Origin of the sequence: Culturomica massiliensis, assembly GCF_900091655.1 — a bacterium.
Taxonomy (GTDB): Bacteria; Bacteroidota; Bacteroidia; order Bacteroidales; family Marinifilaceae; genus Culturomica; species Culturomica massiliensis.
On the sequence record NZ_LT594621.1, the window covers coordinates 3,487,003 to 3,511,740 of the forward strand.

Genomic DNA, 24,738 nt, shown 5'->3' on the forward strand with positions numbered 1-24,738 from the left:
TTATTCGGAGGTTACATTTTTTTCGATCTTAATACTTGTGCTCATGTCGTCGATTTCAACTTCTTTTGCTTCACCCGGGATAGAATCAACCAATTCAATGCTTTCGGCCAGAACCTGACTGGCAATATAAGTTGAAAAATTTTCTACAGCCTCGTTGATCTGTTCGTTTTTCTTTATGTATAAACGGATTTTATCAGTGACATCGAAATCGCTCTCTTTGCGTAAGTTTTGGATCCGGTTGATAAATTCACGTGCTATACCTTCTTCTTTCAGTTCTTTGGTGATGTTGATATCCAAAGCGACTGTAACACGTCCTTCGTTGGCCACCAGCCAGCCGGGAATATCTTCTGAAAGAATTTCCACATCTTCCAATCCCAAAGTTAGTATTTCGTCGCCGATTTGCAACCGATATTCGCTTTTTTTCTCAAATTCAAAGATATCGCTTTGAGTCATTGCTGCGACAGTTGCTGAAATCTGTTTCATGTATTTACCGTATTTCGGTCCCAGGGTTTTGAAATTCGGCTTGATTTTTTTGATCAATACGCCTGTGGTATCGGTGATGTATTCGATCTCTTTGACATTGACTTCCGATAATATGATATTTTTTACCGCTTCCAGTTGGAGTTTCATGTCTTCGTTCAGGATCGGAATCATCAGTTTAGATAACGGTTGGCGAACCCTGATCTGCACTTTGCGTCTCAATCCCAACACCATGGATGAAATTTGTTGAGCCAATTGCATACGTTCTTCCAGCTGCTTGTTGATCAGTGTCTCATCTGCTGTCGGGAATTTGGCTAAATGTACGCTGCCAGCAAATCTTCCGGTAACGGTATTTAAATCGTGGAATATTTGTTCCGTATAAAACGGAGCGATCGGAGCGGCCAAAAGTGCTACTGTTTCAAGACATGTGTACAATGTCTGATAAGCAGAGATTTTGTCGGTGGAATATTCTCCGCCCCAATATCTTTTCCGGGATAACCGTACATACCAGTTGGATAGATTTTCAATTACGAAATCTTGTATGGCCCGGCCTGCTCGTGTGGGTTCATATTTCTCATAAGCTTCTGTTACTTCTTTTATCAAAGAATTGAGCAGAGAAAGTATCCACCGGTCGATTTCCGGTCGTTCCTGTACCGGTACTTCCGGTTCGTTGTATGAAAATTTATCGACATTTGCGTATAAAGCAAAGAACCCGTAGGTGTTGTATAATGTTCCGAAAAATTTACGTTTTACTTCGTCGACTCCCGCTATATCAAATTTCAGATTATCCCAGGGCTGAGCGTTTGTGATCATATACCAGCGCAATGGGTCGGAACCGAATGTTTCGATGGTTTCGAACGGATCGACTGCATTCCCCAGACGTTTAGACATTTTGTTGCCTTTGGCATCCAGTACCAAACCGTTCGAGATGATATTTTTAAAGGCAACGGAGTCGAAAGCCATTGTAGCGATGGCATGTAATGTGAAGAACCAGCCGCGTGTTTGATCGACTCCTTCTGCAATGAAATCTGCCGGAAAGCGCAAATGCTTGTCGATATCCTCTTTGTGTTCGAACGGATAATGCAGTTGAGCATAAGGCATGGCACCCGAGTCAAACCATACGTCGATCAGGTCTTTTTCACGGAACATTTTTTGACCGCTGGAAGACACCAGGATAATGTCGTCTACATAGGGACGATGTAAATCTATTTTGTCATAGTTTGCCTTGGAATTATCTCCTGCAACGAATCCTGCGTAGGGATTTTCAGTCATGAATCCGGCTTTGATGGAAGCTTCGATCTCTTGGATTAATTCTTCGACAGAACCGATGCATTTTTGTTCATTGCCGTCTTCGCTGATCCAGATCGGTAGCGGAGTTCCCCAATAACGGGAACGGGACAGGTTCCAATCTACCAGATTTTCCAACCATTTTCCGAAACGTCCTTCTCCGGTGCTGGCCGGTTTCCAGTTGATCGTTTTATTCAGTTCGATCATGCGTTCGCGTACGGCTGTTGTCTTGATAAACCAGGAATCCAGCGGATAGTACAATACCGGTTTGTCGGTGCGCCAGCAATGCGGGTAACTGTGTTCGTGCTTTTCAACTTTAAACGCTTTGTTTTCTTTTTTCAACATGACGGCAATGTCAATGTCCAGTGTCGCATCGTTTTCGGTTAGGCTCGGATCATAGGCGTTTTTTACAAAACGGCCGGCATATTCGCCGTATAATTCTGTATTTACATTGTTTTCTACAAATTGCGGATCGATTTCTCCGATCACGAAAAGCCGGCCGCGTTTGTCGACCATCGGCTGTTTGTTGCCGTCCTTATCGACAAGCAACATCGGTGCTATGCCCGCTGTTTTGGCTACCCGGTCGTCGTCAGCACCGAAGGTCGGGGCGATATGCACGATGCCGGTACCATCTTCGGTCGTTACAAAATCACCGGTGATTACCCGGAAAGCATCACCTTCGGGGCGCATCCAGGGCATCAGTTGTTCGTAACGGATACCTTCCAATTCGGCGCCTTTAAATTCACCTACCTTTTGGTAAGGAATCAGTTTATCGCCTTCTTTGTAATCTTCTAAAGCCAGGCCTTCGGCTTTCGGATTGAAATAAGCGTTGAAACGGTCCTTTGCCAATACAACGGTTATCGGCAAATAGGTATAAGGGTTATAGGTTTTAACCACATAATAAGATATGTTGGGACCGACTGCTAAAGCCGTATTCGAGGGCAATGTCCACGGTGTTGTGGTCCAGGCCAGGAAATAAACGACATCGTTGTTTGCAAATAGTTTTTCCGATTTTTCGTCCCGGATAACTTTAAATTGCGCCACACAAGTCGTGTCTTTTACGTCCCGGTAGCATCCCGGCTGATTCAGCTCGTGGGTACTCAGTCCGGTTCCGGCAGCAGGAGAATACGGCTGAATCGTATATCCCTTGTATAAAAAACCTTTATCGTATAATTTTTTCAATAAATACCATAACGTTTCGATATAACGGTTGTCATAGGTGATATATGGGTTTTCCATATCCACCCAATACCCCATTTTTTTTGTCAGGTCTTCCCATTCTTTTGTGAATTTCATCACATCAGCCCGGCATTCTTTGTTATAATCGACAACACTGATTGTTTTACCGATGGCTTCTTTGGTTATTCCTAATTTTTTTTCAACACCCAGTTCGACAGGAAGTCCGTGGGTATCCCAACCGGCTTTACGTTCGACATAAAATCCCTGAAGCGTTTTGTACCGGCAGATGACATCTTTAAGAGTTCTGGCCATGACATGGTGAATACCAGGCATACCATTGGCAGAGGGAGGGCCTTCATAAAAAACAAAAGAAGGATGGCCTTCCCGTGTTTTCAGACTCATCTCGAATGTATTATTTTCTTCCCAGATTTTTAAAATGTCTTTGTTTACTTGTGAAAGATTTAAACCTTTGTATTCAGGGAATTTTTTGTCCATTGTTATAATACTTTAAAATTGTAAATTTTAGATTTTAAATTTTAAATTGTTTGGCAATCTGCTTCGTTATCAGATCCTTTCAATCTAAAATCGTAAATCTAAAATTAAAACCTAAGTTATATTTTATTTTCAAAAACTAAGGTGCAAATATATGATTTTTAATTGAAGATAGATAACGACTTAGCTTTTTCTTACGACAAACCTGGCCGTTAGCCGGCTACGTTGTTCGACCAAAGCTTCGGTGTCTCCGATCAGTTTGTCGATGATTGCTTCCGTATAATGACGGATCGTAATCAAACGGACATCTTTATTATATAATACCTCGAAATCGTCTTTCATTTCGAGAATGAAGCTGTCAAAAACCGCTTCGTTGTTGTCGATACAGAATGAAAAGCTGATTGCCGAATTCTGCATGAGATTGAGGCGTAGGCGGTATTTGGCCAAAGTTCCGAAAATCTGGCTTAGCTTGGCTTCTGCAATAAACGAGAAGTCCCTGGGTGTCAGGGTCAGTAATAACTGATTGTCTTTATTGATGTATATCGGCGGTAGTTTCAGTTTTTCTTCCAGATCCCGGATGACCGACCCGTGTTCTTCCGGATGGAGGAACGACTTGACAAATAAAGGTATTCTTTTATTTTGTAACGGTTTTATTGTTTTGGGATGAATGACTTTCGCCCCGAAATTCGATAATTCGATCGCTTCCCGATAGGATAGTTTGGGTATGATCTCCAGATCGTCGTATAATTTCGGATCGGCGCTCATAATACCGGGAACATCTTTCCAGATCGTTACATTTTCGGCTTCCAGTAAATTAGCAAGAATTGCCGCCGTATAATCCGAGCCTTCCCGGCCTAATGTCGTGGTTTGGTTGGTCGGGGTTCCGGCTATAAAGCCTTGTGTAAGATACATAAATGTATCCTGGAACGTGAAAATTTTCCGGCACAGTTGTGTCGATAAATCCACATCTATGTTGGCATCCCGGTAGGTTTCGTCAGTTTTCAGACATTTCCGGATGTCGATCAGTTTAATTTTACGTCCTTGCTTATTCAGATAAGCGGATACAATCGTTGTGGAAAGCAATTCTCCGAAAGATACAATACGGTCGTATTCATAATCGTAACACAAAGACGGTTCGCTGTCCAGAATTTCTTGCAATTCTTCGAATAGAGCATTGATTTTGCCGTTTACTTCCTCATCGTTGTCTCCGAACAGATCGTGTACGATGTTTTGGTGAAATACTCTGACCTTGTCGAATGACTGTCCGAAACTTTCGGTTTTGTGGAAATAATCATTGCACACCTGCTCCAGTGCATCGGTCATTTTTCCCATGGCGGAAACGACAATGATCAGATTCGTCTTTTGTGTATTGAGAATCTTAAGTAAATTTCTGATGCTTTCCGCATTACATACAGAAGCACCACCGAACTTGAAAATGTTCATATTGTTCAAAATTTGCCGACAAAAATAAGGATTAAATTGTAAATTTCAGATCGTAGTTTTTAAATTCTGATATAAGCCGGAAGGAAAATGGGTATATTCGACCGGACGATTGTATTTTTCAGATGAAAGGAGTAACGACGGAAATTATTTTAGACGTTGTATTTTGCCTCTTGATCCGTCTTTACGGACATTTTTTATGTTAGATTTATCTGACAGGTAAGTGCTTTTCTTTCGGGGAACGGTAAATGTGTAAATTAAAATTCGTAAAGCTACAAGTAAATCTATCATTCTTTTAGTAACAAACGTTTGCAGATTATAATTCGTAATTATATATTTGCTTTTTCTAATAAAATAAAACCTTATCTAACAAGAATATGATTAACGATCAATTATTGAATCCATCCGGCATTGTGGTTGTCGGAGGTTCGGACGATATTCAGAAACCGGGAGGGAAGGTGTTGAAAAATCTGATTGACGGTCGGTTTTCCGGGAATTTATATGTTGTAAATCCGAAAGCAGAGGCTGTTCAGGGGGTGGAAACTTTTCAACAGGTAGAGCAATTGCCTCAAGTTGATTGTGCTATTTTGGCAATTGCGGCTAAATATTGTCCGGCAGCAGTAGAGGTGTTGGCACGGCAGAAAGGAACCCGTGCTTTTATTATCCTTTCGGCTGGATTCAGTGAAGAAAATGCGGAAGGGGCTGCTTTGGAGAAACAGATTGTAGATGTAGTGAATGAAGTGGGCGGGGCATTGATCGGACCGAATTGCATTGGCGTGTTGACGACTCATTATCAGGGTGTGTTTACGACACCGATACCCGAGTTGGATGCTCATGGGGTGGATTTGATTTCCGGATCGGGGGCTACGGCCTTGTTTATTATGGATACCGGCATGCAGAAGGGGGTGAAATTTTCCAGTGTTTTTTCTGTCGGTAATTCGGCTCAATTGGGCGTGGAAGAAGTGTTGGAATATTTGGACGAATCTTTCGATCCCGAAAAAAGTTCCCGGGTGAAATTATTGTATGTAGAGAGTATAGCGAAGCCGGCGAAATTATTGAAGCATGCTTCTTCTTTGATCCGTAAAGGTTGCCGGATTGCTGCGATCAAATCGGGAGGTTCTGCGGCAGGAAGCCGGGCTGCTTCTTCGCATACCGGAGCTTTGGCAAGTCCCGACATTGCAGTGGAAGCTTTGTTTCGGAAGGCGGGTATAGTAAGATGTCATGGACGGGATGAATTAGCGACGGTTGCCGGTATTTTTATGTATCCGGCTTTAAAAGGCAAAAATATGGCGGTAGTAACTCATGCCGGCGGACCTGCCGTTATGCTGACGGATGCGTTGTCAAACGGGGGAATGGAAGTACCTCATTTGGAGGGACCGAAGGCAGAGGAGTTGTTGGCGAAACTGTTTAACGGTTCATCGGTCGGAAATCCGATTGATTTTCTGGCTACCGGTACGGCTGAACATTTGGGGTTCATTTTGGATGCTTGTGATAAAGATTTCGATAAAATCGATGGTATTGCTGTGATTTTTGGAAATCCCGGATTATTCCCCGTTTTCGATGTTTATGACATGCTGGATCGTAAAATGCGGGAAGTGCATAAGCCGATTTTCCCGATCTTCCCTTCTTATACGATTGTTAAAGAGGAAATTGCTGATTTCGTAAACAAAGGGCGGGTATATTTTCCGGATGAAGTGATTTTCGGAAATGCACTGGTTAAGGTTTGCAGTACACCGCAGCCTCAGCCGGAAAAACCGGAATTGCCCGCGGTGGATGAGGCCCGGATCCGGAAAGTTATCAACGGAGCAGAGAACGGTTATCTGACACCTGTGCAGATTCATGAATTGCTGGATGCTGCAGGAATTGCCCGTGCTAAGGAAGGCGTTGCAGATACAGAGGACCGGATCGTGTCTCTGGCAAATGAAATCGGCTATCCCTTGGTTATGAAAGTCGTCGGTCCTGTTCATAAATCAGATGTCGGGGGCGTAGTGTTGAATGTATCGGACGAAGAAACTGTGCGTAAGGAATTCCGCAGAATGATGCAAATCAAAGATACCTATGCCGTCATGTTGGCTCAGCAGTTAAAAGGAACTGAAGTATTTATCGGAGCTAAACGGGAAGATAAATTCGGGCATATGGTGCTGTGCGGTTTAGGCGGTATTTTTATCGAAGTGTTGAAGGATGTAAAAGCCGGATTGGCTCCTGTGTCCTGTCATGAAGCTCTGGACATGATAAAGGGTTTGAAATCGTATAAAATTATTCAGGGTGTAAGAGGACAGGAGCCTGTAAATGAAATTAAATTTGCGGAGGCTGTTGCCCGGGTATCTGTTTTAGTTAAAGTTGCTCCGGAAATTTTTGAGATGGACCTCAATCCCTTGTTGGGAAATAAGGAAAATGTGGTCGCTGTGGATGCCCGTATCAGAATAGAAAAATAAGGGCTGGAAAGATTTTGAATTGTAGATTTACGATTTTTCTTTTTTACAGGGGAGGAGCGTTGGTTTAATCTAAAATCTAAAATCGTAAATCTGAAATTAATTTCATGTTTGTTTATGAAGAAATGGAATGAGTTTAGTGGTTCGGAAAAACGAATGATTATTGTTCTCGGGGTCTTGGTCATATTGATTGTATTGACTTTTGGCCGGGTTAATCAAGGTGTACGCAATGGTTTCAGTCATTTCTTTTCCACCCCGGCGGATACCGTTCAGGAGAAATAATTCAGGCTGGTACGAATGAAAAAACAGGATTTGATTTTTATTTTGGGAGTAACCGTTTTGTTGCTCCCTTTCTTCATCTGCAAGCCGGTGTCCGAATGGTATTATGCTTTTAATGCTTCCCATGGCATGATAATGAGTTTTCTGAAATTTGCCGTTTTGTCAACGTTGGGAGAAATGATCGGATTGCGTATCAGTTCCGGGGTATATAATCGCCGGGGGTTCGGTATTTTGCCCCGGATGTTGGTGTGGGGTGTTTTGGGAATGGGAATCAATATCGCTATGATTATCTTTTCCAACGGTACTCCGGTGGTGTTGCAATATTTGGGAATGCAGGATGCGGTACAGGTTATGCATGAAACGCTATCCTGGAAAAAGGCCGGTGTTGCCTTCGCCGTATCGGTCAGTATGAACACTCTGTTTGCTCCGGTATTTATGACTTTACACAAGGTAACGGATATCCATATTTTAACGCAGGGGGGTACTCTTCGCGGTTTTTTTACTCCGATACATATACGTGAGATATTAATAAATCTGAATTGGGGGGTATTGTGGGGATTTGTTTTTAAAAAGACGATTCCTTTGTTTTGGTATCCTGCCCATACGATTACTTTCCTGCTGCCTGGAAATATGCGGGTGTTGTTTGCCGCTTTACTCGGAGTGGTGTTGGGGGTATTGTTGGCGGTCGGGGCCCGGATGGGTGAAAAAAATACCGGGTCGTAAAAAAGCCGGTATTGTCAGATTATCCGTTTTGATGTGGATATCCTTTTTATATTTCCTTCTTTAACTTTTTCTTTTATTTGCCGTATGAATGAGGTATACAATATAAAAAATACGGTTTATGGAAAATAAGGAACAACCTCAGCTTACGGCAGATTTGGAAGGTAATTATCTGATTGATAAGGAAAGTGTCGGAGAAAGAGCGATCGGATTGTTTTATGCTCCTTCGGGGGGAAGTGTGCATAAAGTTGCTAAACGGATAAAACAAAAGGTGAAAGGTCGTAAAATTGATATGTTGTATATCCGGAATATCCGGCCACAGCAGTTTTTAAATTACCGGAATATTATATTGGTGTCTTCTACGTTGGGGAAAGATGCATGGAATAATAATGAAACGGATGAATGGGCTGCTTTTCTGCCTGAGTTGAGAAAATTGGATTTAGACGGCAGGCGTGTTGCATTAGTAGGTTTGGGAAATCATGTGTTATATCCGAATAATTTTGTCGACGGCTTGGCGGATTTGGCGGATTTGATAGAAGAACTTGGCGGGGTTTTAATCGGAAAAACGGAGGCCGACGGTTATATTTTTAATATGTCGAGGGCGGTGAAAGACGGGGTGTTTGCCGGATTACCGCTGGATGAAGATAACGAGACGGGTAAAACGGATGCCCGTATCGAAAAATGGCTGTCTTTCGTCCTGCCTGCTATGGAATCTTAATATTTACGATTTTAGACTTCTCTCTTTTGCGGGAGATGTGATTGTGCCCCTGATTTAAAATCGTAAATCTGCGATTATATATGTATTGTCAATATATCGCCGAAAGGAATCTCGTCGGAAAAGGCGCTTTTGAAATCGGTTTTCCCGATATAGATCCTTGCACAACGGATTGTTCCACTGTGAGCGAACAGGCATACCTTGTCGAATGTTTCCCGTTTGATTTCGCTTAAAAAGCCGGCGACACGCAGATATTGCTGATGAAAAGATTCTCCCCCGCCGGCGGGGATATTAACCCAGTCGGCATACCATTTCTCAATGAGCGGATCTTCTATTTTATTCCAGGCTTGCATTTCCCATTTCCCGAAATTTAATTCTTTAAGCCGCTCGTCGATGATGGGGGCGGGATAGCCACAAAATGCGGCTAATTTCCGGCAGCGTGTAAGTGGACTACAGAATACAGCATCGAATTTTTTGTCTCTTATATGCGAAGCAACGATTTGTGCTTCTTCCTCAAAAGTTGAAGCGACGTTGACATCCGTCGCCCCGTAAACGATACCCGGCGGAATAGCGACACGGGTATGGCGAATGAGCGTAATCTCCATTGTGTTTCGTCGTCTAAGGTAAAAAATAAATGATGCAGTATCCGCAGTAAATAACCTGCTCGATGATTAGAACGCAGGCGCCGCAGCAATCTCCGGTATATCCGCCTATCTTCTTTTTTAAATAATACCGGAGTAGGATGGCGGTCAATATTGCCGGAATGATGGCTAAGATATATATGATTTCTGTAATATGCAAAAAGGGAACAAGGGCGATAATGCTTATCGTGAGAATTTTGAAAAAATGATTTTTCCTGTAAACCAACTTTGTTTTACTTTCTTCTTCTTTTCTTGCATAAGGCAGGCTGTTGATAAGAATAGAGCTGCACAGCTTGGAAGATACATCGGCCAGGAATATAAGCGGTAGCAGGGTTGTACGATCTATGTTGTAAAGAAAGGAGGCGTAAAGCAGGAAATAGACGATCAATCCGATTGTTCCGTAACTGCCGATGTGTGAATCTTTCATGATCGCCAGTATTTTTTCTTTTGTGCTACCTCCGCCGAATCCGTCGAAAAAATCCGCTAAACCGTCTTCGTGCATAGCACCGGTTAATAAAAGCCGGGCTATTATGGCGAGTATGCAGGCCGGCAGTCCCGGCATAAAATAGGAGGCAGCCCAAAATACGCCTGCCGTTGTCCCGCCAGTGATGAAGCCGACTAAGGGCCAATATAGCAACGTATCACAGAAGTATTTTTTGTCTAAGGTGATGACACGCCATAAGGGAAGACGGGTCAGCGTCATGAGTGCAGCAAGGAATCCTCTCATTGTGTTTTATTTAGAAATATTTGGTGATAGCCGCTTTTTGAAATGAGTTGATTTCGTTGATCATGTGTACGGCCGATTCGATAATGGGATAAGCACAAATGGCACCGGTGCCTTCGCCCAGCCGCAGTCCTAAGTTCAGTAAAGGCCGGGCTTGCAATACATCCAGAACCAGTTTATGGCCGGCTTCATCTCCCTGGTGTCCGAAAATGCAGTATTCCAGAACTTCCGGATATAGTTTGCTGGCAGCTAAAACACAGTTTGTCATGATAAAACCGTCGATGATGATGATCATGCCCCGTTCCGCTGCCCGTAGCATGCCTCCTACTGCCGCTACCATTTCGAAACCGCCGAACCAGCGTAAGATATCTTCCGTGCTGCCGTCTCCTTTGTAGTTTGCCATAGCCTGACGCAGGACATTGTATTTGTGAGCAATTCCTTTGTTGTCGAGGCCGCTGCCTGCACCGACGCATTCTTTTAAAGGTATTCCTGTAAAGTAAGACATCCAGATTGAAGAGGCAGAGGTGTTCGCCATGCCCAGTTCGCCGAAGCTGATAATATTGGTGCCGTCTTGCCAGGCTAAATCCACCATTTCTATTCCGATTTCGATGGCCCGGTTCATCTCAGCCTTTGTCATGGCTGCCTGGTGGAGATAATTGGTCGTACTTTTCCGGATTTTCCGGTCGAAAAGTCCGGGTAAATGTCCGAAATCTGCGTTTACCCCGCAGTCGACCACTTTCAACATGAAATGATGCTGCCGGGCGAACATGTTGATGCCGGCTCCGCCTTTCAGAAAATTATAGATTTGTTGGGCCGTTACTTCCGGGGCGGAAAAGCTGACCCCTTCGACAATGACGCCATGGTCGGCGGCAAAAACAATATTCTGGGGATTTTTCAAAACCGGACAGAGAGTTTGTTGGATGGTACCGATTTGTACGGCAAGTTCCTCCAGGCGCCCTAAAGAGCCTTTGGGTTTGGTCAGGTTGTCGATTTTATCCTGCAAAGCCGGAATAATTTTTTTATCCGGAGTTTTAATGTTGAATGTATACATGTTTTATTATGTTATAAACCGATATGCTGGGGTGTTGCTGTTATTTTAAAAAGTTTGATTTTTATCTTTCATTCTGTCTTTTCGGACGTTTTCTGTTTTAAAATTGTACCGGTTTGATTTTCGTTGCAATTCCCGATACCATTAATACGACTTCATCTGCTTTCCCGGCAACATATTGGTTCATCCATCCTTGCAAGTCGGTAAAGCGTCGTTGAATAAGATTTTCGGATACTCCTCCCAGACCGATTTCATTGGTCACAAAAATAAACGTAGCCTTTGGAGTGGTAAATTTATCGAATTCCTGTTTTAATTCCTGTAATGATTGCCCGACATCGGAGTTGTTGTCAAAAAAGAAATTAGTGGCCCATAGGGTCAGGCAGTCGATTACAATAACCCGGCCTTGCAACGCATGACGGCTCAGTTGTTTTTCTTCTTCGATATTTGTCCATTGAGGCCCCCGGTCTTGCTGGTGGCGGCGGATACGCTCCCGGTATTCTTCGTCCCAGATCCGGGAGGTGGCCAGGTATACCGGATGGTCTGATAATTGCAATGCCAGACTTTGTGCGTAACTACTCTTACCGGAACGTTGTCCTCCGGTGATCAGAATAATTCTTTTTTCCATAATCGGTTTTTTCGATGGGTAAAGATAGAAAGGGAAATGGGAAATAAGAAATATTCGGGGTATATTCATTTTCTGTTAACTTTGCAGGCGTTAAGAATGAAGAAAAATGATTGAATTGTTATTGACGCGTCACGGTGAGACGCTGGAAAATAAAAGGGACATCATGCAGGGGCATATGCCCGGGACCTTATCTCCTTTGGGTATCCGTCAGGCCGAACAGTTGGCCGGTATGCTGGAAGACGAGAAGGTGGATGCGATTGTCTCCAGTGATTTGGCCCGTAGTTACGATACGGCAAAGATTGTCGGCGAACGGAAAGGATTGGAGCCCCGGCAAACAATATTGTTACGGGAGATCGATTGGGGAAAACATACCGGGGGACATTTGTCTTCTATCGATTGGAAACATCTGCCGGAAGGATGTGAGAGTCTGGAGAGTTTGATGGTGCGGGCCAGGGCTTTTATCGACTGGCTGTGTGCCGAATACCGGGATCAGGTTGTTCTGGCTGTCGGTCATGGGGCGATAGACCGGGCTATTGTTGCTTATCTGGAAGGGAAAACAGTAACAGAAATGATGGATATGCCGATTATGAAGAATACTTCGGTTATCCGATTTCAATTGTAAAAGTTTGTCTAAAGGATTTAATTTGAAATCATGTCTCTTCGTCCGATTATGTTTGTGGGTACCTGTTCAGATGCCGGGAAAAGTGTGTTAAATACGGCTTTTTGCCGGATATTCCGGCAAGACGGTTACCGGCCTGCTCCTTTTAAGGCTCAAAATATGTCATTGAATTCGTATGCGACACCCGAGGGGGGAGAGATTGGCCGGGCACAGGCTGTACAAGCAGAAGCATGTGGCTTATTGCCTCATACGGATATGAATCCGGTGTTGCTGAAGCCTTCTTCCGATCAGACGTCCCAGGTAATTCTCAATGGAAAGCCTGTCGGGAGTATGTCTGCCCGTGAATATTTCCGCACGGGAAATACACGGGAATTATGGGGAGATGTAGTACGTGCTTTCCGGCGTTTGGAAGCCCGGTATGAACCGATTGTTCTGGAGGGTGCCGGAAGTATTTCTGAATTGAATTTAAGAGACCGGGATATAACAAACATGCGGATGGCACAGGAGGCCGGAGCTGCAACTTATTTGGTGGCTGATATCGACCGGGGTGGAGTATTCGGTTCGGTTTACGGTTCGGTGATGCTTTTGCCGGAAGATGAACGAAAATTGTTGAAAGGGATTATTATTAATAAGTTCAGGGGAGATGCTTCTCTGTTTGAGGATGGAAAAGAGCTGATTCGGAAACTTACCGGAGTTCCGGTCGTCGGAGTTATACCTTATTTCAGGGATATTTTTATTGAAAAAGAAGATTCGGTAGCATTGGAAACAAGGGCTACTACTGCCGTGGAAGATAAAATAAATGTAGCTGTGGTATTACTCCGGCGGATGTCTAATTTTACAGATTTTGATGTGCTCGAACATGACAAGCGTTTTCATTTGTATTTTACAGACAGCCTGTCGGAAATACAGCGGGCGGATATTATTATTTTACCCGGAACTAAAAATACCGTCGAAGATTTACAAATTCTTCATTCCAACGGTATAGCGGAGGCCGTGGTTCGGGCATATCGGAATGGTAAAAGGGTGATCGGTATATGCGGGGGATATCAAATGTTGGGGATAAGGGTTGAGGACCCCGGTCGGATTGAAGGGAGACAGGAAAAGATGGCGGGTTTGGGACTGCTGCCTTTGGTTTCGGTGATACAGGATAAAAAAGTTGTTTGTCAGAGCCGCTTCCGGTACAAAGATTACGATGATATATGTGAGGGATATCAGATTCACATGGGACAGACCAGGCCGGAAGGGCCTGCACTTTTCCCCGGATTGAATGTGCTTGTCGACGGTACGACGGAGGGTTGCCGGTTGAATGACTATTGTTGGGGAACATATATGCACGGAATCCTCGATAATCCGGTGGTGTTAAACGATTTGGCCGCCGCTTGCGGAAATCCGGAAAAATCTGGTTTTAATTTTTCGGAGTTTAAACAGCAGCAATACGATTTGTTGGCCGGCCATGTACGTAAGGCTGTCGATATGGATTATATCTATTCAACGATTGTTGTCTGAACTGGTGTGGTTTTAATGTTTTGATTCTTTATTATGATTTACGGACACGGAGATGATATATACAATTTAACGGCAAAGGTAATAGCCAATTTTTCTACTAATGTATGGTATGGAGCCGATGAAAGGCTTTTGCGGAAACTGTTGGAAGAAAAAGCGGAAGTTGTTTTGCATTATCCGGAACCGGATGCGGCTTCTTTTCGGAAAGTCGTTGCGGCTTATCACGGACTTTCGCCGGAACATGTCGTTGTTGGAAACGGTGCTACCGAATTGTTTTATCTGGTGGCCCATGCTTTTGCCGGAGTATCTACGGTGATCCCAGTTCCTTCTTTTACCGAATATGAGGATGCATGTGCTTTGTATGGGCATCGGTTGACATTCCCCGGACATTCTGAAGTTTCGGCTATTCCGGAAGGTTCCCGGCTGATGTTTATCTGTAATCCGAATAATCCGGATGGGAGAATCTGGACGGAGAAGGAAATTAATAATCTGTTGACTGCTAATCCGGATATGATCTTGGTTGTGGATGAATCTTTTATTCATTTTGCTCCGGCTGCCCGAACGGTTTGTTCCTGGTTGGGGAAATTTTCTAATTTGCTGGTAATCCGGTCTATGACGAAAAGTTATGCCATCCCCGGACTCCGCTTGGGGTACATGCTGGGAGAGCCTGAACTGATAAGAAAGATTGTCCGTTTTAAACAACCCTGGACGGTAAATGCTTTGGCGATAGAAATCGGGAAATATCTTTTGGAGCATGGAGAAAAGCTCTTGCCGGATGCGATGTCTTTACTGGAAAGGCAGCGGTGTTTTTCGATGGAGTTATCGCGTGTGGCCGGTTATTATCCCCAACTGTCGGGAACTTCTTTTTTTCTGGTCAAAACGGATTATCCGGTAGGTGCTTTGAAATGCTATTTATTGGAGCGGCATGGTATTCTTATCCGGGATGCTTCTAATTTCAGGGGACTTGAGCCTGTTTATTTCCGGGTTAATACGCTTACCGGGGCGAAAAATAGATTGTTGACCGATGCGTTGAAGAGTTATGCCGGATAAATTTTATTTGATAGCTTTGCCTCTGGCGGGCGGATATCTTTTGGATTGGCTTTTCGGAGATCCGAGAGGGATTCCTCACCCGGTCGTCATTTTTGGAAAAAGTATTGCTTTTGCGGAAAAACGATTGAACCGGGGAAAACATCGTAAATTGAAAGGGTGTGCCGTTGCTGTCGGATTGGCGGTATTGACGGGTATTTTTTTCCGGGGTATGGCTTATTGGGCTTTGGAGCTTGGGAATTGGTGTTATGGAATGATTGCGACCCTTTTTGTGTTTTACGGCTTGGCAAACCGTAGTTTGATTCAGGAGGGAGGGGCTGTTATCCGAACTTTGGATGAAAAGGGATTGGAAGCGGGGCGACGGCGGTTGTCCTGGATCGTGGGACGGGATACTTCCCGTTTGAGCCCGAAGCAGATTTATACAGCCGTGCTGGAAACTATGGCGGAGAATTTGAGTGATGGGGTTGTTGCGCCTTTGTTTTATTATGCTTTGGGAGGATTTCCGGCTATGATGGTATATAAAATGGTGAATACACTCGATTCTATGATCGGCTACCGGGATGAGCGTTACCGGGATTTCGGGTGTTGCGCTGCCCGTCTGGATGATGTATTGAATTATATTCCGGCTCGGCTGACGGCCTTGTTGATGGTTTTTGTCGGTTATCGCCGGGGGTTACTGCGTTTCGTGTGGAAATACGGACAGAAACATGCCAGCCCTAATGCCGGTTATCCGGAAGCTGCTATGGCCGGCATTTTGAATTGCCGTTTCGGAGGAACACATATTTACCACGGGATATCAGTTAAGAAGCCTTATATCGGGAATAATGACCGGAATTTGAATCACCGTGATTATCGCCGGGCGGTAAAAATAAATCAAGGTGTCACCTTTTTAACTGTTGCTCTCGTGGTGGTGGGGTATTATTGTCTTTAATTCGATAGTAATACTTATCTTTGTAAAATAATTGAGACATGTCCCGGATACTGATGACTGCCAATTTTGCAGGCCGGGGCGTGTCGGTTCAATCTAAAGTTGTAAATCTGCAATTTGTAAGGTATGTTTGATTTTATTCGTAAATCATTGAGAACAGCCAAACATCATCCGAAATTAGGTGGTTTGGAAATATTAAAATATATAGGTCCCGGCTTACTGGTTACTGTCGGTTTTATCGATCCGGGAAACTGGGCTTCGAATCTTGCTGCCGGTGCCGACTATGGTTATGCTCTTTTGTGGATGGTGTCGTTATCTACGGTTATGCTGATCGTATTGCAGCATAATGTCGCCCACCTCGGTATTGCAACAGGACTTTGTTTGTCGGAAGCAGCAATGACTTATTTGAAGCCTCCTTATGCCAGAACGATGCTTTGGAGCGCGATGGGGGCTTCCGTGTCGACTTCTCTTGCTGAAATTCTCGGAGGTGCTATTGCTTTGGAGATGTTGTTCGATGTACCGGTCCGGATTGGGGCTGTCCTGGTGACTGTTTTTGTCGTTATTATGCTTTTTACGAATTCCTATCGGGTGATCGAACGCTGGATTATCGCTTTTGTATCGATTATCGGACTTTCGTTTATTTATGAATTGTCGTTGGTGCATATCGAATGGGGAGAGGCTGTGCGTGCATGGATTACCCCTTCTTTTCCCCGCGGTTCGATGGTGGTGATTATGAGTGTGCTGGGAGCTGTCGTTATGCCTCATAATCTTTTTTTGCATTCAGAAGTGATCCAGAGCCGTCAATGGAATCTTGAAGATGATAAAGTGATCCGTAAGCAATTGCGTTATGAATTCTGGGATACTTTTCTTTCTATGATGATCGGCTGGGCGATCAATAGTGCTATGATTTTGCTGGCAGCTGCTACTTTTTTTAAAAGCGGTACTTCTGTAAACGAGTTACAGGATGCCAGTGCTTTATTGCATCCGCTTTTGGGTAATAATGCAGCTATCGTTTTTGCTGTAGCTTTGTTGTTTGCCGGTATTGCTTCTACCATCACTTCCGGTATGGCTGCCGGTTCTATTTTTGCCGGTATTTATAAAGAACCTTACGATATTAAAGACAGCCATTCGCGTTGGGGAGTTTTGTTGTCCCTGATTATTGCATTGGTGATTATTATGTTGATATCCAATCCTTTCATGGGATTGATTTATTCTCAAATGATACTGAGTATTCAATTGCCGATTACGATTTTCCTGCAAGTTTACCTTACGTCTTCTGAAAAAGTGATGGGAAAATACAAGAATCGTCTTTCGACGAAATGGATATTATATACTTTGGGGATTATTGTAACGGTATTGAATCTGATGCTATTGGGAAGCATGATCTGGAACTTTTAAAGGAAACTGTTATAATTCACTCATTTCTTGTGTTTTCTTTTTTTGTTTCTCGTATTCTTTTTCTATCTTTGCGGCTCCTATCGGGTATAGGAAAATATTAATCTTTTAAATTAAAAGAATGGCTACAAAAATCAGATTAGCGAGACACGGACGCAAGGGTCGTCCATTCTATCATGTAGTGATAGCAGATAGTAGAGCACCACGTGATGGTCGGTTTATTGAAAAAGTAGGTACGTATGATCCGAATACGAATCCTGCTACTATCAATCTCAATTTTGACAGAGCATTGTATTGGTTGATGACCGGGGCGCAGCCTACGGATACGGCTAAGAGAATCCTGTCTTACAAAGGTGTATTGTTGAAAAAGCATCTTTTGGAAGGTGTTAAAAAGGGAGCTTTTGATGAAGCTGCTGCTGAAAGCAAATTCGAAGCCTGGTTGAAATCCAAAGATGCTAAGATTCAGGAGAAGATTGGCAAGTTGGCTCAGGAAGGTGATGAGGCTGCTAAAGCACGTTTAGAGGCTGAAGCAAAAGTACGGGCTGCAAAAGAAGAAATCGTGGCTAAAAAACGTGCAGAATTAGAAGCTGCCGAAGCTGCGAAGAAAGCTGAAGAAGAAGCTGCTGCCGCTGCTGAAGCTCCGGTTGCAGAAGAAGCTGCTCCTGCTGTTGAAGAAACACCTGCCGCAGAATAAGTCAGAAATGATAGCGAAAGAAGATTGTATTAAAATCGGCACAATAACAAAAACCCATAGTTTAGATGGGCAGGTTGTCGTAACGACCGATAATGATCTTCTTGAAAAGTATGTAAGTGAACCGGTATTCGTTCTTTTGGACGGAGCACCGGTTCCTTTTTTTATAGCACCGGACGGATTGGTCACGAGAAATCATACTTCTTATATCGTGAAATTCGATTATGTAGATAGCCTGGTTTTGGCGGAGCGATTGCTTGGAAATGATATACTGCTCGAAAAGAAATTATTGAAAGAGGAGGAAGAAGAGGAAGGAGAATTTGATATTTTTGATTTGAACGGTTTCGACGTGGAGGATGTGCTTTCGGGTGAAACAGGGAAAATAACCGATGTCGCAGATTATTCCGGTAATGTTGTCTTTTCGATCGATATTTTTGGAAAAGAAATCCTTTTACCGCTTTCCGAAAATTATATAAAAGAGGTAAGTTGGGATGATAAAAAAATAATTACTTCTATCCCCCGGGATATTATCGATCTTTATTAAATCATCTTCTTTATTGTTTACTGAAACTTGGAATAGGTCGTTGGAATTGACTGATCTACGATTTCAGGTTATAGTTATTTTAAGAATGTCTTAAATAATATTTTTGATATTGTTTCTCTGGTGATAAAATATTTTTTGGAAAACTTTTTGGTGTTTGAAAATTGGTATATATTTGATATATAACTGTTTGATTGTTTTGATTGGAAAACTTTTAAAAAAATGATACCTGTTTTGTTGTGCCTTTTTTGATTTTTTTCCATATCTTTGCTTCATTCAGTTCAATAAAAAATAGTACGATAAAATATATAGAAATGAATGAGCAGGTATCAGTAAAAGAAGGGACTTACACCCAGGAAGAGGCGTTTCAAAGTTCATTGGAATACTTTAAAGGAGACGAGCTTGCGGCTCGGGTTTGGGTAAATAAGTATGCATTGAAAGATTCTTTTGGTAATATTTTTGAAAAGAATCCGGATGATATGCATCGGAGATTGGCCAAAGAAATTTCTCGTATTGAGAAGACATACGAAAATCCGATGTCTGAAGATGAGATTTTTGAGGTTTTGCGGGATTTTAAATACATCGTACCGCAAGGGGGGCCGATGACCGGAATCGGTAATGACTTTCAGATTGCTTCTTTATCCAATTGTTTTGTCATCGGTCATGACGGACCTTCGGATTCTTACGGCGGTGTTATGAAGATCGATCAGGAACAGGTACAGTTGATGAAACGCCGGGGGGGAGTCGGTCATGATTTGTCTCATATCCGGCCCAAAGGGTCTCCTGTAAAGAATTCAGCTTTGACGTCAACGGGTATTGTACCTTTTATGGAACGTTATTCCAATTCTACCCGCGAAGTTGCTCAGGATGGACGCCGGGGAGCATTGATGCTGAGTGTGTCTATTAACCATCCGGATTCAGAAAGCTTTATTGATGCAAAGATGACGGAAGGAAAAGTGACGGGAGCGAATGTATCGGTAAAAATTGATGACAAGTTTATGCAGGCAGTGGTTGATGATCACGAGTATACGCAGAAATATCCGATCTATTCCGATACGCCTAAAAATGTAAAAGACATCAATGCGCGGCAATTGTGGAATAAAATTGTCCATAACGCATGGAAATCGGCAGAACCGGGCATATTGTTCTGGGATACGATTATCCGGGAAAGTGTTCCCGACTGTTATGCGGATCTGGGATATCGTACTGTATCGACAAATCCTTGCGGAGAAATTCCTTTGTGTCCTTATGATTCCTGTCGTTTGTTAGCCATCAATTTGTATTCTTACGTGCAGAATCCGTTTACGAAGAATGCCAGCTTTGACTTTGATTTGTTTAAAAAGCATGTAGCCATAGCACAACGGATCATGGATGATATTATCGACCTGGAGTTAGAGAAGATCGATACAATTCTGGAAAAGATTGACACCGATCCGGAAGATGAGGAAGTAAAAGGTGTCGAGATCCGTTTGTGGCAGAAAATCCGCCGGAAAGCTAAAGAGGGAAGACGTACGGGAGTCGGCATTACGGCAGAAGGAGACATGCTGGCAGCTTTGGGTTTGCGTTACGGTAGTGACGAAGCTACTGATTTTGCGGTAGAAATCCAGAAAACCCTGGCTGTAGAAGCTTACCGTTCGTCGGTAAATCTGGCTAAGGACAGAGGTAGTTTTAAGATTTTCAATGCCAAGCGGGAAGAGAATAATCCGTATATTCAACGTTTACGGGAAGCCGCTCCGGATATGTACGAAGAGATGGTGAAATACGGACGTCGTAATATAGCCTGTCTGACGATTGCACCTACGGGCACGACCAGTTTGATGACCCAGACGACTTCCGGAATAGAGCCTGTATTTATGCCGGTGTATAAGAGAAGAAGAAAGGTGAATCCGAATGATGTGAATGTGCATGTGGATTTTGTGGATGAATCCGGAGATTCTTTTGAGGAATTTATCGTGTTTCATCATAAATTTGCCGAGTGGATGAAGGTTAACGGTTATGATATGACCAAGCATTATTCGGATGAGGAAATAGACCGTTTGGTAGCTGAATCGCCTTATTATAAAGCGACTTCCAATGATATTGACTGGGTGGCTAAAGTCAGAATGCAGGGAATGATTCAAAAATGGGTAGACCATTCTATCAGTGTGACTGTAAATTTACCGTCTGATGTAACCGAAGAACTGGTCGGACAGTTGTATATCGAAGCCTGGAAAAGCGGTTGCAAAGGATGTACCGTGTATCGCGACGGTTCCCGTTCCGGCGTATTGGTTTCTGCAAAAGAGAAAAAAGGACCGGATGAATTCAAAATGCCTTCCAAACGACCGGCCGAATTGGATGCAGAGGTGGTACGTTTTCAGAACAATAAAGAGAAATGGATTGCTTTTGTCGGTTTGTATCAGGGACGTCCTTATGAAATATTTACGGGTATTGCCGATGACGAGGAAGGCATTATGCTGCCGAAGTCTGTTGTAACCGGAAAAATCGTGAAACATTATGACGAAGAAGGCAATTCCCGCTACGACTTCCAGTTCTGTAACAAAAGAGGTTTTAAGACAACCGTTGAAGGACTTTCTTATAAGTTCAATAAAGAATACTGGAATTATGCAAAATTGATTTCCGGGGTATTGCGTTATGGAATGCCGATACACCAGATTATTGCACTGATCGGTACAATGGAATTCGATAACGAGAATATCAATACCTGGAAAAACGGTGTTGAAAGAGCCTTGAAAAAATATGTTCCGGATGGCACGGAGGCTGCCGGAGAGGTTTGTGAGAATTGCGGCTCTCCTGTTGTTTATCAGGAAGGTTGCCTGATTTGTAAAACCTGCGGAACTTCTAAATGCGGGTAACAGGTATAACAACTCATGAAAACTGAAATACCCCCGAAGTCAGATAAAACTTCGGGGGTATGTTTTAGGTATAATTTTATGAAATACGATCTGTAAATTGCAGGATATGATATGCATAGTTAAATAAACGGTTGTCTGTCGGATTAAGAAGGAATCGAAAATCAGAAATCATAAATCTGAAATGTGAAATCCCTCTTTTCTTTGTCCTTTGGCAACTTGTTAACTTGTAACAATTTCGTATTTTTGTATCCTCAACCGAAAAGCTATTTTCACTTTTCATTTTTATTTGGATAGAATGCAAGTTCATTACGGATTAGAAAATATACGTATCGAGAAACCGGTTGTGACGATCGGAAGTTTCGATGGGGTACATAAAGGGCATGTGCAGGTGATTGAGGGTTTGAGACGTTGTGCCCGGAAGTTGCAGGGTGAATCGGTAATCATCAGTTTTGATCCCCATCCCCGGGAAGTTCTTTACCCTTTAGAAAAGCGTCCCGGTATTTTGACGACCTTGGATGAAAAGATAAAGATATTGTCCGAATACGGCATTCAGCATTTGATCGTTTTAAAATTCACGGAAGAACTGGCTAATTTGACGTATGATGATTTTGTCAAACATATATTGGTGGATAAGATCGGTATCGCCGGTTTGGTTGTGGGATACGACCATCGTTTCGGAAAGGACCGGGAAGGTGATTTTGAGGCATTGAAGATTTTAGCCGGAAAATATCATTTTCACATAGAACAGGAAGAGGTTTGTGTTACCCGGGAAGTCAATATCAGTTCCACCAAGATCCGGACGGCTTTGGAATTGGGGGATGTCGGTTTGGTGAAGGCTTTGCTTGGTTATGACTATCCTATCAGCGGGATTGTCGTACACGGTGATAAAATCGGACGGCAGATGGGCTTCCCCACAGCGAATATAAATGTAAGTGACCATCGGAAACTATTGCCCGCAGCAGGTGTATATGCGGCTCATGTATACATAGACGGGGAAACATACGAAGGAATGCTTAATGTCGGTGTCCGCCCGACAGTCAGCACCTCGGGTATTGTCCGCCTGGAAGTGCATATTTTTGATTTTGACCGGGATATTTACGGAGCCGGTATTACGGTGACTGTATTGGAACGGATCCGGGGAGAGCGGAAATTCGAAAATACCGGCGAGTTACAACTTCAGTTGCAGAAAGACAAAGAAGCCGTTTTAAGGCTGAAAAATGAGGGTTGAAAGTCCATAAAACCGAATAAATCCTTCATCTGTATTGTAGATTTTAGATTTACGGTTTTAGATTGAATACACAATCCTCTCCGGTAAAAAGGAAGAATCATAAATCTAAAATTGAAGGGGCCGTATAAATATGACCGGCTATTCGGTTTTATGGACTTTCATTTTTTATGAATGGAATCTATTAGAACCGGTATTGCAACATGGCATTGATACGATTGGCATTACCGTAGTTCTTGTCGAAATTGTTGCGGCGGCCGAAAACATATTCGATACCGGTTGTTCCGTATTCTGTAAAATTCCAAAGTAAATTCACGCCGGCATATTGGGCATATTTGTAATTGGTGGAAGCCAGGTCGCCAATGTTTTCCATGCGTGCATAACTGTAGGTCAATGTCGAATATAAATCCGGTGTCCAGTTTTGTTGTACAGCGGCAAAAAATCCCCACATGGCGGACGCTTTCAGACGTCCGTTTTTATCCGGATTCGGGATCAGGTCGTAACCGAGGTCGCTGATGTCCTGTATGTAATTGGCTATGGCTTTACCGTATACCCCCTGGAACATAAAACTTGTTTTTTGGCACATCGGAATGACTCCGCTTAAAGTTGTACCCCATCCGGTGACAACTTTGTCTTTGTCCCGGACATTGTCTTTGTAGTAGATATTCCGTAGAATAGCACCTCCCTGTAAATGTCCTCCGTTTTTGAAGGTATATTTGGCTACCAATGGGATATCCGGAATCCGTTGGCGTATATTGGCCGTATAATTATCTGCCTGATTTGTATAATCCGGGACAGCGTATTCCAGAGCCAGGGATGCCTGCCATTTATCGTTGAATTTGTGAGTATACCGGACCTGGGGTTGTCTGACTTCTATGCTGCTTGAGGGACCTTCCTGGTCGATCGTGGTCGGAACGGCGGGCATGTCACAGAAAGTACTCCAGGCTTGCCCTACCAAAAAACCTTTAAACTGAACGAAGGCCTGGTTTAATTTGGGTGTATTTGACGGTCCTTCAAACTGCATTTCGATGTAAGACACCAAACGTCCCCGGTCTGTATCGCCGACTAATTTGAAGAAAATCCGGGATTGATTGACGGTCATGCCGAAACTGGAACCGGCCTGATGGCCTTTGGGGGCAATGGCCGAAGTTGTGAAAAAGTTGTAGTCTTCCACTCCGTTGAAATCATATACTCCGGTTGCCTGTACATAACCTCCAATACCGAAAACAAAACGTCTGTCGTTGTCAAAAAAGATAAAACGGGGAGCTGCCGGATCATTATAGGCTAAAGGAAAAGCTTCTTTCATCATTTTGTAAAAATTATGCAGATCCTTTTTTTCAGAGATAGATGCTACATTTATTTTCTGCGCTTTTACCGGACGGCAGAGAGCAACAGCGATAAATGTCAGTAAAATCAGTGCAAAAATTTTTCTCATAGCTTGTGTGTTTTTATTTATTACAAGCTGTTATACGGTCGGTCTACTTAAAAGATTGGATGTGAGGTGTTAAATAAATTCGTTGAATGTTATATTCCCGTTTTTGTTATCGTTTAAAAATAATGGGAAATAAAGAAGACCTGTCTGACACTTTAAACCATAAGGTGAGATTTTTTCACAGAAATAATTGTCCGGACTCATCGATCCGTTTTTCAGGGTTATCGGCTGTTTATCTTGTAAAATTTTTAAAATCTGGGTATGTTTTTTCTTAACTTAATAGTCCGCATTACATCTTCTTTTGTCGTTATAGCTCTATTGTTATATACATACGATTATTCAAAAATTTCTGATAGGCTGAAAAAACTTGCAATACGATTTAATATTCAATGATTCACCCCAGATACGTTTAAATTTTTTAGTGGTGAAGCTACAAGATGATA

General features: G+C 43.0%; 20 protein-coding genes. 13 read left to right on the forward strand and 7 right to left on the reverse strand.

Annotation, left to right across the window (positions count from 1 at the left end; translation table 11 throughout):
• The gene (gene ileS / locus BN8908_RS15490; protein WP_068691535.1) at positions 1–3,441 is read right to left on the reverse strand and encodes an isoleucine--tRNA ligase; all 3,441 of its coding nucleotides are present in this window, start codon (positions 3,439–3,441) and stop codon (positions 1–3) included.
• 180 nt (positions 3,442–3,621) lie between these two features.
• Entirely contained in the window at positions 3,622–4,881 is a 1,260-nt protein-coding gene (locus BN8908_RS15495) for an aspartate kinase (RefSeq protein WP_021987914.1), read from the reverse strand.
• Positions 4,882–5,255: 374 nt separating this feature from the next.
• On the opposite strand from BN8908_RS15495, the gene BN8908_RS15500 reads away from it, so the two are divergent.
• From BN8908_RS15500 to BN8908_RS15510, 4 genes are all read left to right on the forward strand, one after another.
• The gene (locus BN8908_RS15500) at positions 5,256–7,313 is read left to right on the forward strand and encodes an acetate--CoA ligase family protein (RefSeq protein ID WP_068691537.1); all 2,058 of its coding nucleotides are present in this window, start codon (positions 5,256–5,258) and stop codon (positions 7,311–7,313) included.
• A 114-nt stretch (positions 7,314–7,427) separates the two neighbouring features.
• The gene (locus tag BN8908_RS18630) at positions 7,428–7,592 is read left to right on the forward strand and encodes a hypothetical protein (RefSeq protein ID WP_021987916.1); all 165 of its coding nucleotides are present in this window, start codon (positions 7,428–7,430) and stop codon (positions 7,590–7,592) included.
• Between the two features lie 15 nt (positions 7,593–7,607).
• Positions 7,608–8,312: a hypothetical protein gene (locus tag BN8908_RS15505; RefSeq protein WP_068691539.1), complete on the forward strand. Its 705-nt coding sequence runs from the start codon at positions 7,608–7,610 to the stop codon at positions 8,310–8,312.
• 118 nt (positions 8,313–8,430) lie between these two features.
• The gene (locus BN8908_RS15510) at positions 8,431–9,027 is read left to right on the forward strand and encodes a flavodoxin domain-containing protein (protein ID WP_021987918.1); all 597 of its coding nucleotides are present in this window, start codon (positions 8,431–8,433) and stop codon (positions 9,025–9,027) included.
• A 74-nt stretch (positions 9,028–9,101) separates the two neighbouring features.
• On the opposite strand, the gene cobC is transcribed toward BN8908_RS15510, so the two are convergent.
• The 4 genes from cobC to cobU form a co-directional block, all read right to left on the reverse strand.
• Complete coding sequence (gene cobC / locus BN8908_RS15515) at positions 9,102–9,629, reverse strand: alpha-ribazole phosphatase (RefSeq protein ID WP_021987919.1); 528 nt, start codon at positions 9,627–9,629, stop codon at positions 9,102–9,104.
• 13 nt (positions 9,630–9,642) lie between these two features.
• Positions 9,643–10,392, reverse strand: a complete 750-nt coding sequence (gene cobS, locus BN8908_RS15520) for an adenosylcobinamide-GDP ribazoletransferase (RefSeq protein WP_021987920.1) — start codon at positions 10,390–10,392, stop codon at positions 9,643–9,645.
• Between the two features lie 10 nt (positions 10,393–10,402).
• Positions 10,403–11,440 carry a nicotinate-nucleotide--dimethylbenzimidazole phosphoribosyltransferase gene (gene cobT / locus BN8908_RS15525; RefSeq protein WP_068691541.1) on the reverse strand — a complete coding sequence of 346 codons (1,038 nt, stop codon included), beginning with the start codon at positions 11,438–11,440 and terminating at the stop codon, positions 10,403–10,405.
• 97 nt (positions 11,441–11,537) lie between these two features.
• The gene (gene cobU / locus BN8908_RS15530) at positions 11,538–12,062 is read right to left on the reverse strand and encodes a bifunctional adenosylcobinamide kinase/adenosylcobinamide-phosphate guanylyltransferase (protein WP_082989287.1); all 525 of its coding nucleotides are present in this window, start codon (positions 12,060–12,062) and stop codon (positions 11,538–11,540) included.
• Between the two features lie 106 nt (positions 12,063–12,168).
• Here cobU and BN8908_RS15535 point away from each other — a divergent pair, with 106 nt between their 5' ends.
• The 9 genes from BN8908_RS15535 to BN8908_RS15580 all read left to right on the forward strand — a co-directional run bounded on the left by BN8908_RS15535 (position 12,169) and on the right by BN8908_RS15580 (position 22,866).
• On the forward strand, positions 12,169–12,684 hold the full coding sequence (locus BN8908_RS15535; protein WP_068691543.1) for a histidine phosphatase family protein: 516 nt from the start codon (positions 12,169–12,171) through the stop codon (positions 12,682–12,684).
• Between the two features lie 30 nt (positions 12,685–12,714).
• Positions 12,715–14,187, forward strand: a complete 1,473-nt coding sequence (locus BN8908_RS15540) for a cobyric acid synthase (RefSeq protein WP_068691545.1) — start codon at positions 12,715–12,717, stop codon at positions 14,185–14,187.
• Between the two features lie 33 nt (positions 14,188–14,220).
• On the forward strand, positions 14,221–15,234 hold the full coding sequence (locus tag BN8908_RS15545; protein WP_021987925.1) for a pyridoxal phosphate-dependent aminotransferase: 1,014 nt from the start codon (positions 14,221–14,223) through the stop codon (positions 15,232–15,234).
• A complete protein-coding gene (gene cbiB / locus BN8908_RS15550) occupies positions 15,224–16,162 on the forward strand; it encodes an adenosylcobinamide-phosphate synthase CbiB (protein ID WP_021987926.1) in 939 nt (312 codons plus the stop codon). The genes BN8908_RS15545 and cbiB overlap by 11 nt, the downstream gene beginning before the upstream one ends.
• A gap of 123 nt (positions 16,163–16,285) precedes the next feature.
• A complete protein-coding gene (locus tag BN8908_RS15555; protein ID WP_021987928.1) occupies positions 16,286–17,557 on the forward strand; it encodes an Nramp family divalent metal transporter in 1,272 nt (423 codons plus the stop codon).
• A 118-nt stretch (positions 17,558–17,675) separates the two neighbouring features.
• Complete coding sequence (locus tag BN8908_RS15560; RefSeq protein ID WP_021987929.1) at positions 17,676–18,248, forward strand: 30S ribosomal protein S16; 573 nt, start codon at positions 17,676–17,678, stop codon at positions 18,246–18,248.
• Positions 18,249–18,255: 7 nt separating this feature from the next.
• Positions 18,256–18,789, forward strand: a complete 534-nt coding sequence (rimM, locus tag BN8908_RS15565; RefSeq protein ID WP_021987930.1) for a ribosome maturation factor RimM — start codon at positions 18,256–18,258, stop codon at positions 18,787–18,789.
• Between the two features lie 311 nt (positions 18,790–19,100).
• Positions 19,101–21,638, forward strand: a complete 2,538-nt coding sequence (locus BN8908_RS15575) for an adenosylcobalamin-dependent ribonucleoside-diphosphate reductase (protein WP_021987931.1) — start codon at positions 19,101–19,103, stop codon at positions 21,636–21,638.
• Between the two features lie 295 nt (positions 21,639–21,933).
• Complete coding sequence (locus tag BN8908_RS15580) at positions 21,934–22,866, forward strand: bifunctional riboflavin kinase/FAD synthetase (RefSeq protein WP_068691549.1); 933 nt, start codon at positions 21,934–21,936, stop codon at positions 22,864–22,866.
• A gap of 181 nt (positions 22,867–23,047) precedes the next feature.
• Here the strand turns inward: BN8908_RS15580 and BN8908_RS15585 are convergent, their stop codons facing one another.
• Positions 23,048–24,298 (reverse strand): DcaP family trimeric outer membrane transporter, encoded by a 1,251-nt coding sequence (locus tag BN8908_RS15585; protein WP_068691551.1) that lies wholly within the window; start codon positions 24,296–24,298, stop codon positions 23,048–23,050.
• Between the last annotated feature and the right edge of the window lie 440 nt (positions 24,299–24,738).

Bases quoted from the DNA above. Each gene is read 5' to 3' on its own strand.
- rimM (WP_021987930.1), top strand. From the start codon at position 18,256: ATGATAGCGAAAGAAGATTGTATTAAAATCGGCACAATAACAAAAACC.
- BN8908_RS15495 (WP_021987914.1), bottom strand. From the start codon at position 4,881: ATGAACATTTTCAAGTTCGGTGGTGCTTCTGTATGTAATGCGGAAAGC.
- BN8908_RS18630 (WP_021987916.1), top strand. From the start codon at position 7,428: ATGAAGAAATGGAATGAGTTTAGTGGTTCGGAAAAACGAATGATTATT.
- BN8908_RS15505 (WP_068691539.1), top strand. From the start codon at position 7,608: ATGAAAAAACAGGATTTGATTTTTATTTTGGGAGTAACCGTTTTGTTG.
- cobS (WP_021987920.1), bottom strand. From the start codon at position 10,392: ATGAGAGGATTCCTTGCTGCACTCATGACGCTGACCCGTCTTCCCTTA.
- cobU (WP_082989287.1), bottom strand. From the start codon at position 12,062: ATGGAAAAAAGAATTATTCTGATCACCGGAGGACAACGTTCCGGTAAG.
- BN8908_RS15540 (WP_068691545.1), top strand. From the start codon at position 12,715: ATGTCTCTTCGTCCGATTATGTTTGTGGGTACCTGTTCAGATGCCGGG.
- BN8908_RS15535 (WP_068691543.1), top strand. From the start codon at position 12,169: ATGATTGAATTGTTATTGACGCGTCACGGTGAGACGCTGGAAAATAAA.
- BN8908_RS15580 (WP_068691549.1), top strand. From the start codon at position 21,934: ATGCAAGTTCATTACGGATTAGAAAATATACGTATCGAGAAACCGGTT.
- BN8908_RS15575 (WP_021987931.1), top strand. From the start codon at position 19,101: ATGAATGAGCAGGTATCAGTAAAAGAAGGGACTTACACCCAGGAAGAG.
- BN8908_RS15555 (WP_021987928.1), top strand. From the start codon at position 16,286: ATGTTTGATTTTATTCGTAAATCATTGAGAACAGCCAAACATCATCCG.
- BN8908_RS15560 (WP_021987929.1), top strand. From the start codon at position 17,676: ATGGCTACAAAAATCAGATTAGCGAGACACGGACGCAAGGGTCGTCCA.
- cobC (WP_021987919.1), bottom strand. From the start codon at position 9,629: ATGGAGATTACGCTCATTCGCCATACCCGTGTCGCTATTCCGCCGGGT.
- BN8908_RS15585 (WP_068691551.1), bottom strand. From the start codon at position 24,298: ATGAGAAAAATTTTTGCACTGATTTTACTGACATTTATCGCTGTTGCT.
- cbiB (WP_021987926.1), top strand. From the start codon at position 15,224: ATGCCGGATAAATTTTATTTGATAGCTTTGCCTCTGGCGGGCGGATAT.
- BN8908_RS15510 (WP_021987918.1), top strand. From the start codon at position 8,431: ATGGAAAATAAGGAACAACCTCAGCTTACGGCAGATTTGGAAGGTAAT.
- ileS (WP_068691535.1), bottom strand. From the start codon at position 3,441: ATGGACAAAAAATTCCCTGAATACAAAGGTTTAAATCTTTCACAAGTA.
- BN8908_RS15500 (WP_068691537.1), top strand. From the start codon at position 5,256: ATGATTAACGATCAATTATTGAATCCATCCGGCATTGTGGTTGTCGGA.
- BN8908_RS15545 (WP_021987925.1), top strand. From the start codon at position 14,221: ATGATTTACGGACACGGAGATGATATATACAATTTAACGGCAAAGGTA.
- cobT (WP_068691541.1), bottom strand. From the start codon at position 11,440: ATGTATACATTCAACATTAAAACTCCGGATAAAAAAATTATTCCGGCT.